The organism is Pseudomonas fluorescens, from assembly GCF_005938625.1.
In the GTDB taxonomy this organism is placed as follows: domain Bacteria; phylum Pseudomonadota; class Gammaproteobacteria; order Pseudomonadales; family Pseudomonadaceae; genus Aquipseudomonas; species Aquipseudomonas fluorescens_BD.
Genome location: NZ_VCNJ01000014.1, coordinates 161,703 through 175,874, shown reverse-complemented (window position 1 = coordinate 175,874; position 14,172 = coordinate 161,703). Strand labels below are relative to the sequence as shown.

The window sequence follows — 14,172 nt, the reverse complement described above, 5'->3', positions numbered from 1 at the left end:
CCCTTTCGCGAGCAAGCTCGCTCCCACAAGGGAATTTGTATGCGCACCGATCCAATGTGGGAGCGAGCCTGCTCGCGAAGGCGTCATCCCATCCAGCATCGAATCCTGCGATGACGCCTATCACTTCAATAGCCAACCTTGATTCGCCGCCCTCCACGCCCGGGCCTATTCTTCAAGCATGTGTTCAACATGGATCGAGGAGTAGTCAACATGGGCAAACGTCACCCCAATCTTCCCGCGTGGCAATGGCGCGCGTACCCGGGTAATCATCAGCATCCGACCAATCTGGTGCTGCACCTGATTGCCGTGCCGTTGTTTATCGTCGCGTTTCTGCTGATCGTCTCCGGGGTGTTCAGCCTGAGTCTGGCCAGCGTCGCCATCGGTGTAATCGGCATCATCGCGGCGCTGGGTTTGCAGCGTCATGGCCACAGCCTGGAGGCGCAAGCCTCCGAGCCGTTCAGTGATCGTAAAGATGCCGTCTCGCGTTTACTGGTCGAGCAGTTCCTGACCTTCCCGCGCTTCTTTCTCAGCGGCGGCTGGTGGCGCGCCTGGCGTGAGCGCCACCGCCGGCACTGAGTCAGGCGAAGATCGTGACCGTCTGGCGACTCATCGCAATCAACTCACCTTCCGCGCTCCACAGCTTGGCGGCGACGTGGCCGTAGCCATCGGCGGCGTACTCGATGTCGGCGAGGTATTGGCACCAGTCAAGCGTGCTCAAGTCGCGTAGCGGCTGAACGAATTCGATGGTCCAGGTCAGCGTGCTGCCGGGTGCAGGCTTCTTCAGATACGGCAACAACGCGGGTGGCCACGCATCGACCAGGGCCAGCAGATGCGCCTCGTTGACCGGTTCTTCTTTGACATCCCCACGTAACCGCACCCAGCCGCCCATCAGGCGCGATTGATTGCCGGTGAACGGCATGCCGCCAACGCTCCAGCGCATCGCCAGATGACGCATGAACTCCGGGGTCACGCCTTTAATGTAGGGTAACTCCTGGCATTCGTCCCAGTGCTTCATTGACGGCGCCGGATACGCCTCGACGGCAACCTCCGACGGCCGCGAAGCACCGAAACTGCCTTGAACGATCGTCACGACCTGACCATTTTGCATCGCCCGGCCCATGACCTGGCTGACGGCTTTGCCTTCACGCAGCACATCCACTTCGAAGCTCACCGGGACTTCAGGCTCGACCGGGCCGACAAAGGTGATCGCCAGCGAACGTACCGGGCGATCCGCCGGGACTTTTGCGCGCATGGCTTCGTATTGCAGCGCGGCAACCAGACCACCGAAACTGGCACGGCCCTGACCCCATTCGGCAGGAATCGTCAGTTCCGGTTGGCGGCGGACCGCATCGAGCAGATCGCTAAAGCGCATGGGGCAACCTCAGAAAACGAGAAAGGAATGCAGGGATCTTAACCAGACCTGCACAGCGCCGCAGCGTCTATTCCGGTCAAAGAGACTGACAGAAAGGCCTTAGCGTATTTCAAATACAGACACAAAACCCTGTAGGAGCTGCCGAAGGTTGCGATCTTTTGATTTTGATTTTTAACAACAAGATCAAAAGATCGTCCGAACGCGGCCCGAGCCTTCGGCAGCTCCTACAGGGGATATCGCGGGGCTAAGGTTATTTGAAGCAGGTTGAACTGAGTTTTTCCAGCACGCGATCAGCCTTGGCTTCGGCTTTGATCATGGTCGCCTGCCAAGTGGCGACGCACGGTTGAAGATCCGCCTCAAGCTCAGACTTCGCCAGCCACTGCCAGCAATCGTGCCAGTCACCCAACGCGCCTTGAGCCGACTTCAATCTCGCCAGCGCCGCCTCGGGCAAGCGATCCAGTTCGGGATAGGCTTCGATGCCATAACGCACGCGCTTGATCAGCAGGCGCAGGCGATGGCGGTCGTGGGCCGGATCGTGCAGCGCCTCATCAAGTTTCTGCCATTGCTTGCCCAAGCGTTTTTCAATGCGTTTGGCCAAGCCCTTGAGCAAGCCCTGGCGCTGGGAGGCGCGCAGAAAACGCGGAAAGGCGTCGAGAATCATCTGCAGCGAAGCCACTTCGGCACTCGCCGCCAGCGCCGGATAGGCTTCGGCCATTTGCGCCATGCGCCGTTGCGCGGCTTCAGGCTGATCATGCTTGAGCAGGTACGCAGCAAGCACCTCGCGATCACGCCACGGTGTGGTCAATTGGCCGACTGCCGAAGCGGCGTCTTCCAGTTGCTCGACGCCGGGCAAGCCACGCAATGGACGCAACAGGCTGCGCAAGCGCCGCACCGTAGTGCGCAGATCATGCAGCGCTTCGGGGTCGGTACGTGCAGTCAGTCGTGCCTGACAGGCCAGCAGCCGCACCTCCAGACTCAGGACATGAGCCACCAACCGGTCAACCAACGCAGACATCACTTGCTCCTGATTCAAATGGCTCTTAAGAACAGGCTGCCGCCCAGTGAACGCAGCATCCTTGCTTCACGTCAGCAGCTTAGCGGCCAGCGCGGGATTCGCGAATGTAGAAACGCGCCTTCTCGGCTTTCTTGCTGCAGCCTTCGAACCCTTCGAATTGCTGCTGGGTCTTGGCGGCGGTCAGCAGCGACAACGCTTTGGAGTAGCTGACGGTGCCGGCAAAGCCTTCGGCCTTGGCCAGATCCAGCTCATGCCAGGCCGCGTCGAGCTGGCTGCCGCAGCTGTCGCGGTAAGCGGTTTTACCGGCGCAACCGGCCAATGCCAGAGCCATCAACGGCACACAGATCCAGGCTTTCATCACTCACACCTCAAAATAGGTCAACAGTCGTGCAGGTAAGACGGTAAGGCTGCGAAAAAGTGCCTCGCCGGCGGGTGAAACCGCGCAACTGAGAAGGATAGCGCTGAAGGGTCATGCAGTATCAAAAAAACGACGTCGCCGGCGCACTCAACGACCACGGCGATTGAGCCGGCCCGGCGATGGGTGCATTGTGCAACCTTGTCGGGAGGATGCTGGATGAAAAAACGTGTCGCGCTGGTACTAGGCTCCGGTGGCGCCCGGGGCTATGCCCATATCGGGGTCATCGAAGAGATCGAGAAACGCGGTTACGAAATCGCCTGCATTGCCGGCTGTTCGATGGGTGCCGTGGTCGGCGGGATCTACGCCGCCGGCAAACTCGACGTTTACAAAAACTGGATCGAAAGTCTCGACTATCTGGATGTGCTGCGGCTGGTCGACGTGAGTTTCCGCCTCGGCGCGATTCGCGGCGAAAAGGTCTTCGGGCAGATCCGCAAGATCGTCGGCGAGGTCAACATCGAAGACTTGCGCATCCCCTACACCGCGGTCGCCGCCGACCTCACCAATCAGCAGGAAATCTGGTTTCAGGAAGGCTGCCTGCATCAGGCGATGCGCGCCTCGGCGGCGATTCCCAGCCTGTTCACCCCGGTGATGCAAGGCAATCGCATGCTGGTCGACGGCGGCATTCTCAATCCGTTGCCGATCGTGCCAGTGGTATCGAGCCACTGTGATCTGATCATTGCGGTCAATCTCAACTCGACCAACCAGCGTCATTACAAATTGCCGGTGATCCAGCGCCCGGCCGCGTTCCGCTCGCGCTTCGACAGCCTGATCAGTTCGCTGGGGTCGAAGATGCCGTTCCGCCGTACACAGGCCGAGCAACTGTTGCGGCTCGAGCAGGAGGCGCTGCGCGCTGAAGCCGCGGACATCAATCCCTGGCTTGACGGCGCCGAGCCGGAAAGCCAACAACCGGCGGCTGCGCCCGAGCGTGAAGGCGCACCGAAATCGGCGACCGGTTCGTTCATCATCGATAACGTCGGGCCGGCCTCGCTGCTGGATTTGATCAACCAGAGTTTCGAGGTGATGCAGACCTCGCTGGCGCAGTACAAGATTGCCGGGTATCCGCCGGATATCCTGATCAACGTGCCGAAGCGGGTGTGCCGGTTTTTCGAGTTTTACAAGGCGCCGGAGTTGATCGCGTTGGGACGGGAGATTGCGCGGGATACGCTGGATCGGTATGACAGTGAGCAGGGATGAATGGCTAAAATTCTTCATTGAATTTGAGGGCCTCTTCGCGAGCAAGCTCGCTCCCACATTTGGAATGCACTCCCCTGTGGGAGCGAGCTTGCTCGCGAAAGCGCCAGATCGGCCAATACAAAACTACAGGCCGTTCTCGCTCAACAGTCGATAGCCAACCCCGGCTTCAGTGACGATAAACCGCGGCCGCGTCGGATCATCCGCCAGCTTCTGGCGCAAATGCCCCACCACAATCCGCAGATAGTGACTGTCCTCGGTGTGGGTCGGCCCCCAGATATCCTTGAGCAATTGCTGCTGGGTAATCACCCGCCCCGGATGCCGCGCCAGTTGCGCCAGCACTGCGTACTCCTTACGGGTCAGCGCCACCTCGACGCCCTCGAGCAGCACCCGCCGATAGGCCAGATCGACCGTCAACGGGCCAAAGCTCAGCGCCGCCTGTTGCGCTTCCCCTGCCGGCGCCTGACGCAACAACGCCCGCACCCGCGCCAGAAACTCCTGAATGCCGAACGGCTTGGTCACGTAGTCATTGGCGCCGCTATCCAGCGCCTGGACTTTCTGCCCTTCGCTGGCACGTACCGACAACACCAATACCGGGGCCGTGGCCCATTCGCGAAACTCGCGCAGCACTTGCTGGCCGTCCATATCCGGCAAGCCGAGGTCGAGCACCAGCAAGTCCGGCTTGTTCAGCGCGGCTTGCGCCAACCCTTCCGCACCGGTGCCGGCCTCGAGCACTTTGTAGCCTTGGGAAGCGAGGCTGATGCGCAGGAACTTGCGGATCTGCGGCTCGTCGTCGATGACCAAAATGGTCGCGGTCTGGCTCATGAATTCACATCAACACAAAAGAGTGGCAAGAGAGTAGCGCAGTCGGACTCAGCCTTCATCGTCCATCCCCGGTTGCGTCTGCAACGGCAAGTGCAAGGTGATGCAGGTGCCGCGTCCGTCGATGCCGTCGGCGACGCTGATGCGACCGCCGTGCGCACCGACCATGCCCTGACAGATCGCCAGGCCGAGGCCGGTGCCCTGGCCGCCGCGATCACCGCGGGCAGCGGTGTAGAACATGTCGAAAATCTTCGCCCGTTCATCCTCGGGAATTCCTGGTCCTTCGTCGCTGACCGAGAAGAAAATCTCCTCGTCATTCGCTCCTGCACTGAGTTGCAAGCGACCGTGAACGGGTGAAAAACGCGCTGCGTTTTCCATCACGTTGACCAGCGCCTGCTCGATCAGCGCGGCATGCACGAACAACAGCGGTAACTCCGCCGGCACATCGGTGCTGACCTGCAACGGCGCGAGCACCGCGCGCAGGCGGTTGAGCGAACTGCCGATGATGTCGGCCGGCGACACCCAGTCCCGTGCCAGCTTCAGCGCGCCGTGGCCGAGGCGCGTCATGTCGAGCAGATTCTGGATGTAGCGGTCGAGGCGTTCGGCTTCATCGCGAGTGCCTTCGAGCAGTTCACGACGATCCTCCAGCGGGATCGCTTCGCCGAGAGCCAAGAGGCTGTCGATGCTGCCGCGCATGGCGGTCAGCGGCGTGCGCAAGTCATGGGACACGGAGGCCAGCAAGGCACTGCGCAGTTGTTCGGTTTCACCGTGCAGGCGCGCGGCTTCCAGATCGTCCGCCAGTTGCGCGCGGGCCAGTGCTTGCGCCAGCGGCTGGCTCAACGCGGTCAGCAAACGCCGGCGCTGGCCGCTCAAGGTCTGGCCCTCTTTGGCACACACGCCGAGCAGCGCCAGCGGCCCATCCTCGACCGACAACGGCCACCACCACCAACGCCCGAACGGCAACGTGCCGGTGCCCATGCCCGCCGGTTGATCGTGTTGCCATGCCCAATCGGCGGCGGCGCGTTCGGCTTCGGTGAATTGCAACGGCCCGCCGGTCTCGACTTTCCAGCCGCCCTGGCCGTCGCGATTGAGCAGGCACAGTTGCAGATCGCTCCAGCCGTTGAGATGTTGCGCGGCGGCACTGACCACGGCTTGGCGGTCGGTCGCGGCGGTGAGTTTGCGCGACAGGTCGAGCAGTTCGCTGGTCTCTTCCTGGGTGTCGCGCAAGGCCTGCAATTGCCGACGCTGACGCGCCGCGAGATTACCGGTGAGCGCCGCCATCAGCAGGAAAAACAACAAGGTCAGCACGTCTTCTTCGCGCTGAATGCTGAAAGAGAAATTCGGCGGAATGAACAGAAAGTCATAGGTCAGAAACGACAACGCGGCACAGGCCAGCGCCGGGCCGAGACTGCTGCGCACCGCCACCAGCAACACTGCCGCGAGGAACACCAGCGAGATATTCGGCAGCGGCAACACACTCGACACCGCCCACGCCAGCGCACTGGCCAACACCGTGGCAACTAGCGCCAGCGCATAGTCGAACCACACCAGTGTCAGCGCGTGGCGCGGGCGCGGTTGATGCTGTTGCTGATCGCTGTCGAGGACGTTGATTTCCAGTCCGTGGGCCTGACGTAACAAACGCGCCGCGAGACCGCCACCGAACAAACGACGGCGCAGACGCGGTCGGGATTGACCGACTAATACCAGGCTCGCGCGGCGCTCGGCGGCATGCTGGATCAAGGTTTTCGCCACTTCACCGGCACGCAGTAAAACCACCTCGCCGCCCAGGCGTTCGGCCAATTGCTGAGCGCTTTGCAGACGTAGGCGTGATTGCTCGTCGCGCACGGTACCGTTGTCGACGTGCACCAGACTCCACGGCAAGTGCAGGCGCTGGGCAACGCGACTGGCATGGCGCACAAGGCGTTCGGCCTGTTGGTCGCCATCGACGCCGACCAGCAATCGCCCGCGCACTGCCGGGGCGGCCTGACCGAGTTGGCGATAGCCTTGGGCGAGATCGTTATCGACCTGCGCAGCAGCTGTTTGCATCGCCAGTTCGCGCAATGCGGTGAGGTTGGTCTGGGTGAAAAACGCATCGATCGCCGCGCGCGCCTGCTCCGGTACGTAGACCTTGCCTTCGCGTAAACGCTCGAGCAATTCGCGCGGCGGCAGGTCGATCAGCAGCAATTCGTAGGCTTCTTGCAGCACCCAGTCCGGCAGGGTTTCGCGCACTTGCACACCGGTGATGCCGCGCACCTGATCATTGAGGCTTTCCAGGTGCTGGACGTTGACCGTGGTGAACACGTCGATGCCGGCGGCGAGCAGTTCCTGAATGTCTTGCCAGCGTTTGGCGTGGCGGCTGCCGGGCGCATTGCTGTGGGCCAGTTCATCGACCAGCACAAGCTTCGGCCTGGCCGCGAGAATGCCGTCGAGGTCCATTTCTTCGAGCATCACGCCACGGTATTCCGAGCGCACCAGCGGTTGCTGCGGCAAGCCGCCGAGCAACGCTTCGGTTTCGGCGCGACCGTGGGTTTCGACCACCCCGGCGAGGACTTTCACGCCCTGACGAAGTTGCGTGTGGGCGGCCTGGAGCATGGCGTAAGTCTTGCCGACACCGGGGGCGGCGCCAAGGAAAACCTTCAGGCGGCCACGGCCGTCACGGGGCAGGTCTGCTAACAGCGCGTCGGCGCGGCCGGAGTCGCTCATGCTGGGAGTTCTCTCTTCCTGATGTTGAGTCGGTGTCCGTTATGGCCCCTTCGCGAGCAAGCTCGCTCCCACATTTGGAACGCGTCCTCCTGTGGGAGCGAGCTTGCTCGCGAATGGCAGCACCACAAAACTACAATTTTTCCAGTGCCATGTTCAGCTCAAGCACATTCACCACCGGAGGCCCTACCAGCGGCTGTTCGATATGCGCATCGAGCAGTTGCTGCAAGGTCGATACCGGCAGGTTTCGCGCCGCCGCAACACGCGCCAGTTGATAGGCAATTGCTGCCGGTGGCAAGTGTGGATCGAGGCCGCTGCCGGAGGTGGTCAGCAAGGCCAGTGGCACCGGACCCTGGCCGGGCACCTGCAATTTATTGGCATCGTCGATCACCCGCGTGGCGAGTGCCGGATTGCTCGGGGCCAGGTTGCTTGCGCTGCTGGAAACCGTAGCAAACGCACCGGCGGAGGGACGTGGATGGAACCAGGCATCGCCGACAAAATCCTGGGCGATCAGTGACGAGCCACGGACTTTGCCGTCGGCGTCGTGCACCAGGCTGCCGTTGGCTTGAGCAGGGAATGCGACTTGCGCGACACCGGTTACCACCAGTGGATAGGCGACGCCAGTGACCAGGGTCATCAGCACCAGCAGGCTGAGGGCGGGACGTATCATTGTGGACATTGCAAAATCCTCGAATTCGTTGGGCAAACTTTGGTGGGGTGTCAGGGGGATCTTTTCCCCCTCACCCCAGCCCTCTCCCCCAAGGGGGCGAGGGGGAAAGGGAGCCGATCTTTGTGCAGTTCAAAACCTGTGTTCGGCTCGGTATCTCAAGTCGACGCAGCTCTCGCAAACACCTCAATCAGTCCCTCTCCCCCGATGGGGCGAGGGGAAAGGGGGCCCGATCTCGGTGCTTTTCAAAACCTGAGTTCGGCTCGGTATTTCAGGTCGATGTACCTCTGATTAACCACTCGGTCAGTCCCCTCTCCCTCTGGGAGAGGGTTAGGGTGAGGGGCTGCGATGTCAGCCTCACACCAGATGCAGCGCCGTGAGCAGCATGTCGATCGCCTTGATCCCCACAAACGGCACCAGAATCCCGCCCAATCCATAGATCAACAGATTGCGTCGCAACAACGCCGCCGCACTCGCCGCCTGCACGCGCACACCACGCAGCGCCAGCGGAATCAGGACAACGATGATCAAGGCGTTGAAGACGATGGCCGAGAGAATCGCGCTCTGCGGACTGGTCAACTGCATGATGTTCAGCACGCCCAGTTGCGGATAAATCGAGGCGAACAGCGCCGGCAGGATCGCGAAGTATTTGGCCACGTCGTTGGCAATGGAAAAGGTCGTCAGCGCGCCACGGGTCACCAGCAATTCCTTGCCGATCTGTACCACGTCGAGCAGCTTGGTCGGGTCGCTGTCGAGATCGACCATGTTCGCCGCTTCGCGCGCCGCTTGTGTGCCGTCGTTCATTGCCATGCCGACGTCAGCCTGGGCCAGCGCCGGCGCGTCGTTGGCACCGTCGCCGCACATCGCAACCAGACGACCGTCGTTCTGCTCATGACGAATGCGCGCGAGTTTTTTCTCCGGGGTGGCCTCGGCGAGAACGTCATCGACCCCTGCTTCAGCGGCAATGGCGGCAGCGGTCAGCGGGTTATCACCGGTGACCATCACGGTACGGATCCCCAGTTTGCGCAGTTCGGCGAAACGCTCGCGAATGCCCGGTTTGACCACGTCCTTGAGATGGATCGCGCCGAGCAATTTACCGTCGGCGCAGACCAGCAATGGCGTACCGCCGCTCTGCGCGATCTTGTCGATTTCCCGCGACAGCGCCGGGGCCAGGTCCGAGCGTTTCTGGCCAAGGAAACTCAGCAGCGAATCCACTGCACCTTTGCGGTAGACACGGCCCTGATAGTCGACGCCGGACAAACGGGTTTCAGCGCTGAACGGCACAGCGGTCAAGGTTTCCAGCGCCGGCTCAGGTTGCGGGTGCAGACCGCGCAGGTATTCAACAATGGATTTGCCTTCAGCGGTTTCGTCGGCCAGCGAAGCGAACAGCGCGCCTTCAGCCAGCTCGCGCCCCGTCACACCTGGCGCGGCATATACCGCACTGCAGCGACGGTTACCGAAAGTGATGGTGCCAGTCTTGTCGAGCAACAGCACATGCACGTCACCCGCCGCTTCCACGGCGCGACCGGATTTGGCGATCACGTTCAGACGCACCAGACGATCCATGCCGGCAATACCAATTGCCGAAAGCAAACCGCCAATGGTGGTCGGAATCAGCGTGACCAGCAGCGCCACGAGAAACACCAGCGGCAGGCTGCCGTTGGCGAAATGGGCGAACGGTTGCAGGGTCACGACTACCAACAGGAAGATCAGGGTCAGACCGATCAACAGAATATCCAGCGCGACTTCGTTCGGGGTCTTCTGGCGTTTGGCGCCTTCGACCAGCGCGATCATGCGATCCAGAGTCGACTCACCGGGATTGACGGTGATTTTCACCAACAACCAGTCGGAGACCAGACGGGTGTTGCCGGTGACGGCCGAACGATCGCCACCGGATTCACGAATCACCGGCGCCGATTCACCGGTGATCGCCGCTTCGTTGACCGCCGCGATGCCTTCGATGACTTCGCCGTCACCAGGGATCATCTCCCCCGCTTCGACGCGCACCACATCACCCTTGCGCAGGCTCGCCGCCGGCACCACTTGAAAGCTGCTGTTGGCCAGTTTGCGTCGCGCGCTCAAGCCTTCGCTGCCCGCCTTGAGGCTGTCGGCGCGCGCCTTGCCGCGACCTTCGGCCAAGGCTTCGGCGAAGTTGGCGAACAGCACGGTGAACCACAGCCACAATGCAATTTGCGCGGCGACGAAGGTCGGCACGTCGGCGTCGGGAATGAAGCACAGCACGGTGGTGAAAATCGCCGTCAGTTCGACCACCAGCATCACTGGCGAACGCTTCAGCTGCCGAGGGTCTAGCTTGACGAAAGCTTGCAGCAGCGCCGGACGCCAGAGGGCCGAGATTGCGGTTTTCGCTTGTTCCGGCGCCTTGACGGCAGCGGGTTTGATTGCGGGCATATTCATCATTCAGTCCTCAGAAGCCCATGCTCAGGTGTTCGGCAATCGGGCCGAGCGCCAGAGTCGGCAGAAAGGTCAGGCCGCCCACCAGCAAAATGGTCACGGTCAACAGGGTCACGAACAGCGGGCCATGAGTCGGAAAGCTGTTCTGGCCGATCGGTGCGGTTTTCTTCATCGCCAGGCTGCCGGCCAAGGCCAGTACCGGAAGGATGTAACCGAAGCGACCGATCAACATACCCAGACCGAGCATCAAGTTGTGGAACGGCGTGTTCGCACTCAGGCCACCGAACGCCGAGCCGTTGTTGGCGCTCGCCGAGGTGTAGGCATAAAGCAACTGGCTGAAACCGTGCGGGCCGGGGTTACTGATGGTCGCCGCAGCACTGGGAACCGCGGCGGCAATCGCACCGAGCACCAGCACGCCAACCGGCATGACCAGCAGGGTCACCACCAGCAACTGCACTTCCCGCGCTTGCAGTTTCTTGCCGAGGTATTCCGGGGTTCGACCAATCATCAGACCGGCAAGGAACACCGCGATCAGCACGTTGAGCAACATGCCGTAGAGCCCGGCACCGACGCCGCCGAAGATCACTTCGCCAACCATCATGTTGACCAGCGCGACCATGCCGCTGAGCGGGTTGAGGCTGTCGTGCATGGCGTTGACCGAACCGTTCGAGGCCGCCGTCGTCGTCACCGACCACAGCACCGTGGCGGTGGTGCCGAAGCGCGCTTCCTTGCCTTCCAGCGGCGCGGTCTGTTCAACCGCAGCGTTGTTCAGCGTCGGGTTCGGTTGGTATTCAGCCCACAGCGAGGTCGCGCCGCCGATCAGGAACAGCGCCAGCATGCAGGCGATGATCGCGCGGCTCTGACGCAGGTCTTTGACGTAGTGGCCGAAAGTGAACACCAGTGCCACCGGGATCAGAATGATCGAAGCGACTTCGAACAAGTTGCTCCACGCGGTCGGGTTCTCGAACGGATGCGCCGAATTGACGCCGAAGAAACCGCCACCGTTGGTGCCCAGCTGCTTGATCGCAATCTGACTGGCGGCCGGGCCGAGCGGGATCACTTGATCGACACCCTGCATCGTCACCGCGTTCACATACTGCGCGAAGGTCTGCGGCACGCCCTGCCAGACCAGATACAGCGCCAGCAACAGGCACAGTGGCAGCAGGCCGTAGAGGGTGGCGCGGGTCATGTCGACCCAGAAGTTGCCGAGGGTTTTCGTCGATTTGCGGCCGATGCCACGGCACAGCGCAACCAGCACGGCGAGGCCGGTGGCGGCGCTGACAAAGTTCTGCACGGTGAGGCCGACCATCTGGCTCAGGTAGCTGAGGGTCGCTTCACCGCTGTAGGACTGCCAGTTGGTATTGGTCATGAAACTGACCGCAGTGTTGAACGCCTGGGTCCATTCCTGGCCCGGCAGATTTTGCGGGTTCAGTGGCAAGTGATCCTGAAACAACAGAATCGCGAACAACAGCAGGAAACCGGCGAGGTTGAAAGCCAGCAGCGCCAGCGTGTATTTCTGCCAGCTCTGTTCAGCCTGCGGGTCGACCCCGGCGATGCGATAGCAACCGCGCTCAACCGGGCCGAGAACTGGCGTCAGCCAAGTGCGCTGACCTTCCATCACCTTGTAGTAGAAGCGCCCGAGGAACGGCGCCGGCAGCAAGACCACCGCAAAAAACGCGAGGATCAGCCAATAGTCATAACTGTGCATAGCCGCTCCTAGTTCCGATCCGCGCGCAACAGCGCAACCAACAGATAAATGAACAGCCCCACTGCCAACAGCAGTGACACCCCGTCCAGAACGCTCATGGAAGATCTCCGTGTTACGGCGTATTGCCGTGTGTGCAGGCATTGTCGGAAAGGAGGCTGTAAAGGAACGAGAGCGAGGGGTGCTGCGGGGCATAAAGAAAGCGTAAAGAGTGGGTTTATGCGGGCGTTACAGCTGGGCTTTGTGGTGTTTGGGCTGGCGCCTTCGCGAGCAAGCTCGCTCCCACAGGGGAATGCATTGCAAATTGTGGGAGCGAGCTTGCTCGCGAAGACGGCATAACGAGCAACATCGCACCCAACTGGCGCACAAAAAACGCTCATCCCACCGCGAACATCCCCGATACGACAGCTTTCAACTCTTTACGACTTGTTTCAGCGCAATGGCACGCCCACTGCAAACGCCCTCCCCCGAGCTTTCCAAACCGTTCAGGGAGCAAGCGCATGAACACACAACTCAAACCCACGCTGGGCACCTTGCATCTGTGGGGTATCGCCGTCGGGCTGGTGATTTCCGGGGAATACTTCGGCTGGAGTTACGGCTGGGGCGTGGCCGGAACACTGGGTTTCCTGGTGACATCGTTCATGGTCGCGACCATGTACACCTGCTTTATCTTCAGTTTTACCGAACTGACCACCGCGATTCCTCACGCAGGCGGGCCGTTTGCCTACAGCCGTCGAGCCTTTGGTGAAAAAGGTGGATTGATTGCAGGCCTGGCGACGTTGATCGAATTCGTCTTCGCACCACCGGCCATTGCCCTGGCCATTGGCGCTTACCTCAATGTGCAGTTTCCGGCACTCGATCCGAAACACGCAGCGGTCGGCGCCTACATCGTGTTCATGGGCCTGAACATTCTTGGGGTGAAACTGGCGGCCACGTTCGAGCTGATTGTTTGCGTGCTGGCCGTTGCCGAACTGTTGGTGTTCATGGGCGTCGTCGCGCCGGCGTTCAGCTTCAGCAACTTCGCCCTTAATGGCTGGGCGGGGTCGGATGTGTTTGGCGCACCGGCAATTGCCGGGATGTTCGCGGCCATTCCGTTTGCGATCTGGTTCTTCCTCGCCATTGAAGGCGCGGCGATGGCCGCCGAAGAAGCCAAGGATCCGAAGCGCACGATTCCCAAGGCCTACATCAGCGGCATCCTGACTCTGGTGTTGCTGGCGATGGGTGTGATGTTCTTTGCCGGCGGTGTCGGCGACTGGCGCACCCTGGCTAACATCAACGACCCGCTACCGCAAGCGATGAAAACCGTGGTCGGCGACAACTCGGGCTGGTTGCACATGCTGGTGTGGATTGGCCTGTTCGGTCTGGTCGCCAGTTTCCACGGGATCATCCTCGGCTACTCGCGTCAGTTTTTCGCTCTGGCGCGCGCCGGTTACCTGCCTGCCTCGCTGGCGAAACTTTCGCGTTTCCAGACACCGCATCGCGCAATCATTGTCGGCGGCATCATCGGCATTGCCGCGATTTACAGCGACGGGCTGATCAACCTCGGCGGCATGACGCTCACCGCGGCGATGATCACCATGGCCGTGTTCGGCGCCATCGTGATGTACATCATGAGCATGCTCAGCCTGTTCAAACTGCGTAAGTCGGAACCGAATCTGGAACGCACTTTCCGCGCGCCGTGCTATCCATTGATTCCCCTGATTGCATTGGTGCTGGCGGTGGTTTGTCTGGTGGCGATGGCGTGGTTCAACGCGCTGATCGGGTTGATCTTCCTCGGTTTCATGGCAGTCGGTTTCGGTTACTTCCTGCTGACCGGGCAACTGCGCGCCAACGCACCGGCCGATGCGATGCTGACGGGCAATTGAGGGAT

At 61.4% G+C, this 14,172-nt stretch carries 12 protein-coding genes; 3 read left to right on the top strand and 9 right to left on the bottom strand.

Annotated features, from left to right (window positions below):
* The first annotated feature begins 210 nt into the window (after positions 1-210).
* Complete coding sequence (locus tag FGA82_RS10955; protein WP_034155260.1) at positions 211-576, top strand: terminase; 366 nt, start codon at positions 211-213, stop codon at positions 574-576.
* Between the two features lies 1 nt (position 577).
* On the opposite strand, the gene FGA82_RS10950 is transcribed toward FGA82_RS10955, so the two are convergent.
* The 3 genes from FGA82_RS10950 to FGA82_RS10940 form a co-directional block, all read right to left on the bottom strand.
* Complete coding sequence (locus FGA82_RS10950) at positions 578-1,372, bottom strand: acyl-CoA thioesterase (RefSeq protein ID WP_141127097.1); 795 nt, start codon at positions 1,370-1,372, stop codon at positions 578-580.
* Positions 1,373-1,622: 250 nt separating this feature from the next.
* A complete protein-coding gene (locus FGA82_RS10945; protein ID WP_141127096.1) occupies positions 1,623-2,387 on the bottom strand; it encodes a CHAD domain-containing protein in 765 nt (254 codons plus the stop codon).
* A gap of 79 nt (positions 2,388-2,466) precedes the next feature.
* Entirely contained in the window at positions 2,467-2,745 is a 279-nt protein-coding gene (locus FGA82_RS10940; protein ID WP_007908543.1) for a hypothetical protein, read from the bottom strand.
* Between the two features lie 216 nt (positions 2,746-2,961).
* On the opposite strand from FGA82_RS10940, the gene FGA82_RS10935 reads away from it, so the two are divergent.
* Positions 2,962-3,999 (top strand): patatin-like phospholipase family protein, encoded by a 1,038-nt coding sequence (locus tag FGA82_RS10935; protein WP_123453059.1) that lies wholly within the window; start codon positions 2,962-2,964, stop codon positions 3,997-3,999.
* A gap of 123 nt (positions 4,000-4,122) precedes the next feature.
* Here the strand turns inward: FGA82_RS10935 and FGA82_RS10930 are convergent, their stop codons facing one another.
* The 6 genes from FGA82_RS10930 to kdpF all read right to left on the bottom strand — a co-directional run bounded on the left by FGA82_RS10930 (position 4,123) and on the right by kdpF (position 12,403).
* Positions 4,123-4,821 carry a response regulator gene (locus tag FGA82_RS10930; RefSeq protein WP_141127095.1) on the bottom strand — a complete coding sequence of 233 codons (699 nt, stop codon included), beginning with the start codon at positions 4,819-4,821 and terminating at the stop codon, positions 4,123-4,125.
* A gap of 48 nt (positions 4,822-4,869) precedes the next feature.
* Positions 4,870-7,521, bottom strand: a complete 2,652-nt coding sequence (locus FGA82_RS10925) for a sensor histidine kinase (RefSeq protein ID WP_141127094.1) — start codon at positions 7,519-7,521, stop codon at positions 4,870-4,872.
* Positions 7,522-7,651: 130 nt separating this feature from the next.
* Positions 7,652-8,197 (bottom strand): potassium-transporting ATPase subunit KdpC, encoded by a 546-nt coding sequence (kdpC, locus tag FGA82_RS10920; RefSeq protein ID WP_141127093.1) that lies wholly within the window; start codon positions 8,195-8,197, stop codon positions 7,652-7,654.
* Between the two features lie 345 nt (positions 8,198-8,542).
* Positions 8,543-10,600 carry a potassium-transporting ATPase subunit KdpB gene (kdpB, locus tag FGA82_RS10915; protein ID WP_141127092.1) on the bottom strand — a complete coding sequence of 686 codons (2,058 nt, stop codon included), beginning with the start codon at positions 10,598-10,600 and terminating at the stop codon, positions 8,543-8,545.
* Positions 10,601-10,610: 10 nt separating this feature from the next.
* Entirely contained in the window at positions 10,611-12,305 is a 1,695-nt protein-coding gene (kdpA, locus tag FGA82_RS10910; protein ID WP_141127091.1) for a potassium-transporting ATPase subunit KdpA, read from the bottom strand.
* 8 nt (positions 12,306-12,313) lie between these two features.
* Positions 12,314-12,403 carry a K(+)-transporting ATPase subunit F gene (gene kdpF, locus FGA82_RS10905; RefSeq protein WP_007899818.1) on the bottom strand — a complete coding sequence of 30 codons (90 nt, stop codon included), beginning with the start codon at positions 12,401-12,403 and terminating at the stop codon, positions 12,314-12,316.
* A gap of 399 nt (positions 12,404-12,802) precedes the next feature.
* Here kdpF and eat point away from each other — a divergent pair, with 399 nt between their 5' ends.
* Complete coding sequence (eat, locus tag FGA82_RS10900) at positions 12,803-14,167, top strand: ethanolamine permease (protein ID WP_007908507.1); 1,365 nt, start codon at positions 12,803-12,805, stop codon at positions 14,165-14,167.
* Positions 14,168-14,172 lie beyond the last annotated feature (5 nt).

Excerpts from the sequence above, each read along its gene's own strand:
- FGA82_RS10950 (WP_141127097.1), bottom strand. The coding sequence starts at position 1,372 with ATGCGCTTTAGCGATCTGCTCGATGCGGTCCGCCGCCAACCGGAACTG.
- FGA82_RS10955 (WP_034155260.1), top strand. The coding sequence starts at position 211 with ATGGGCAAACGTCACCCCAATCTTCCCGCGTGGCAATGGCGCGCGTAC.
- kdpA (WP_141127091.1), bottom strand. The coding sequence starts at position 12,305 with ATGCACAGTTATGACTATTGGCTGATCCTCGCGTTTTTTGCGGTGGTC.
- FGA82_RS10945 (WP_141127096.1), bottom strand. The coding sequence starts at position 2,387 with ATGTCTGCGTTGGTTGACCGGTTGGTGGCTCATGTCCTGAGTCTGGAG.
- FGA82_RS10940 (WP_007908543.1), bottom strand. The coding sequence starts at position 2,745 with ATGAAAGCCTGGATCTGTGTGCCGTTGATGGCTCTGGCATTGGCCGGT.
- eat (WP_007908507.1), top strand. The coding sequence starts at position 12,803 with ATGAACACACAACTCAAACCCACGCTGGGCACCTTGCATCTGTGGGGT.
- kdpF (WP_007899818.1), bottom strand. The coding sequence starts at position 12,403 with ATGAGCGTTCTGGACGGGGTGTCACTGCTGTTGGCAGTGGGGCTGTTC.
- FGA82_RS10930 (WP_141127095.1), bottom strand. The coding sequence starts at position 4,821 with ATGAGCCAGACCGCGACCATTTTGGTCATCGACGACGAGCCGCAGATC.
- FGA82_RS10925 (WP_141127094.1), bottom strand. The coding sequence starts at position 7,521 with ATGAGCGACTCCGGCCGCGCCGACGCGCTGTTAGCAGACCTGCCCCGT.
- FGA82_RS10935 (WP_123453059.1), top strand. The coding sequence starts at position 2,962 with ATGAAAAAACGTGTCGCGCTGGTACTAGGCTCCGGTGGCGCCCGGGGC.
- kdpB (WP_141127092.1), bottom strand. The coding sequence starts at position 10,600 with ATGAATATGCCCGCAATCAAACCCGCTGCCGTCAAGGCGCCGGAACAA.
- kdpC (WP_141127093.1), bottom strand. The coding sequence starts at position 8,197 with ATGTCCACAATGATACGTCCCGCCCTCAGCCTGCTGGTGCTGATGACC.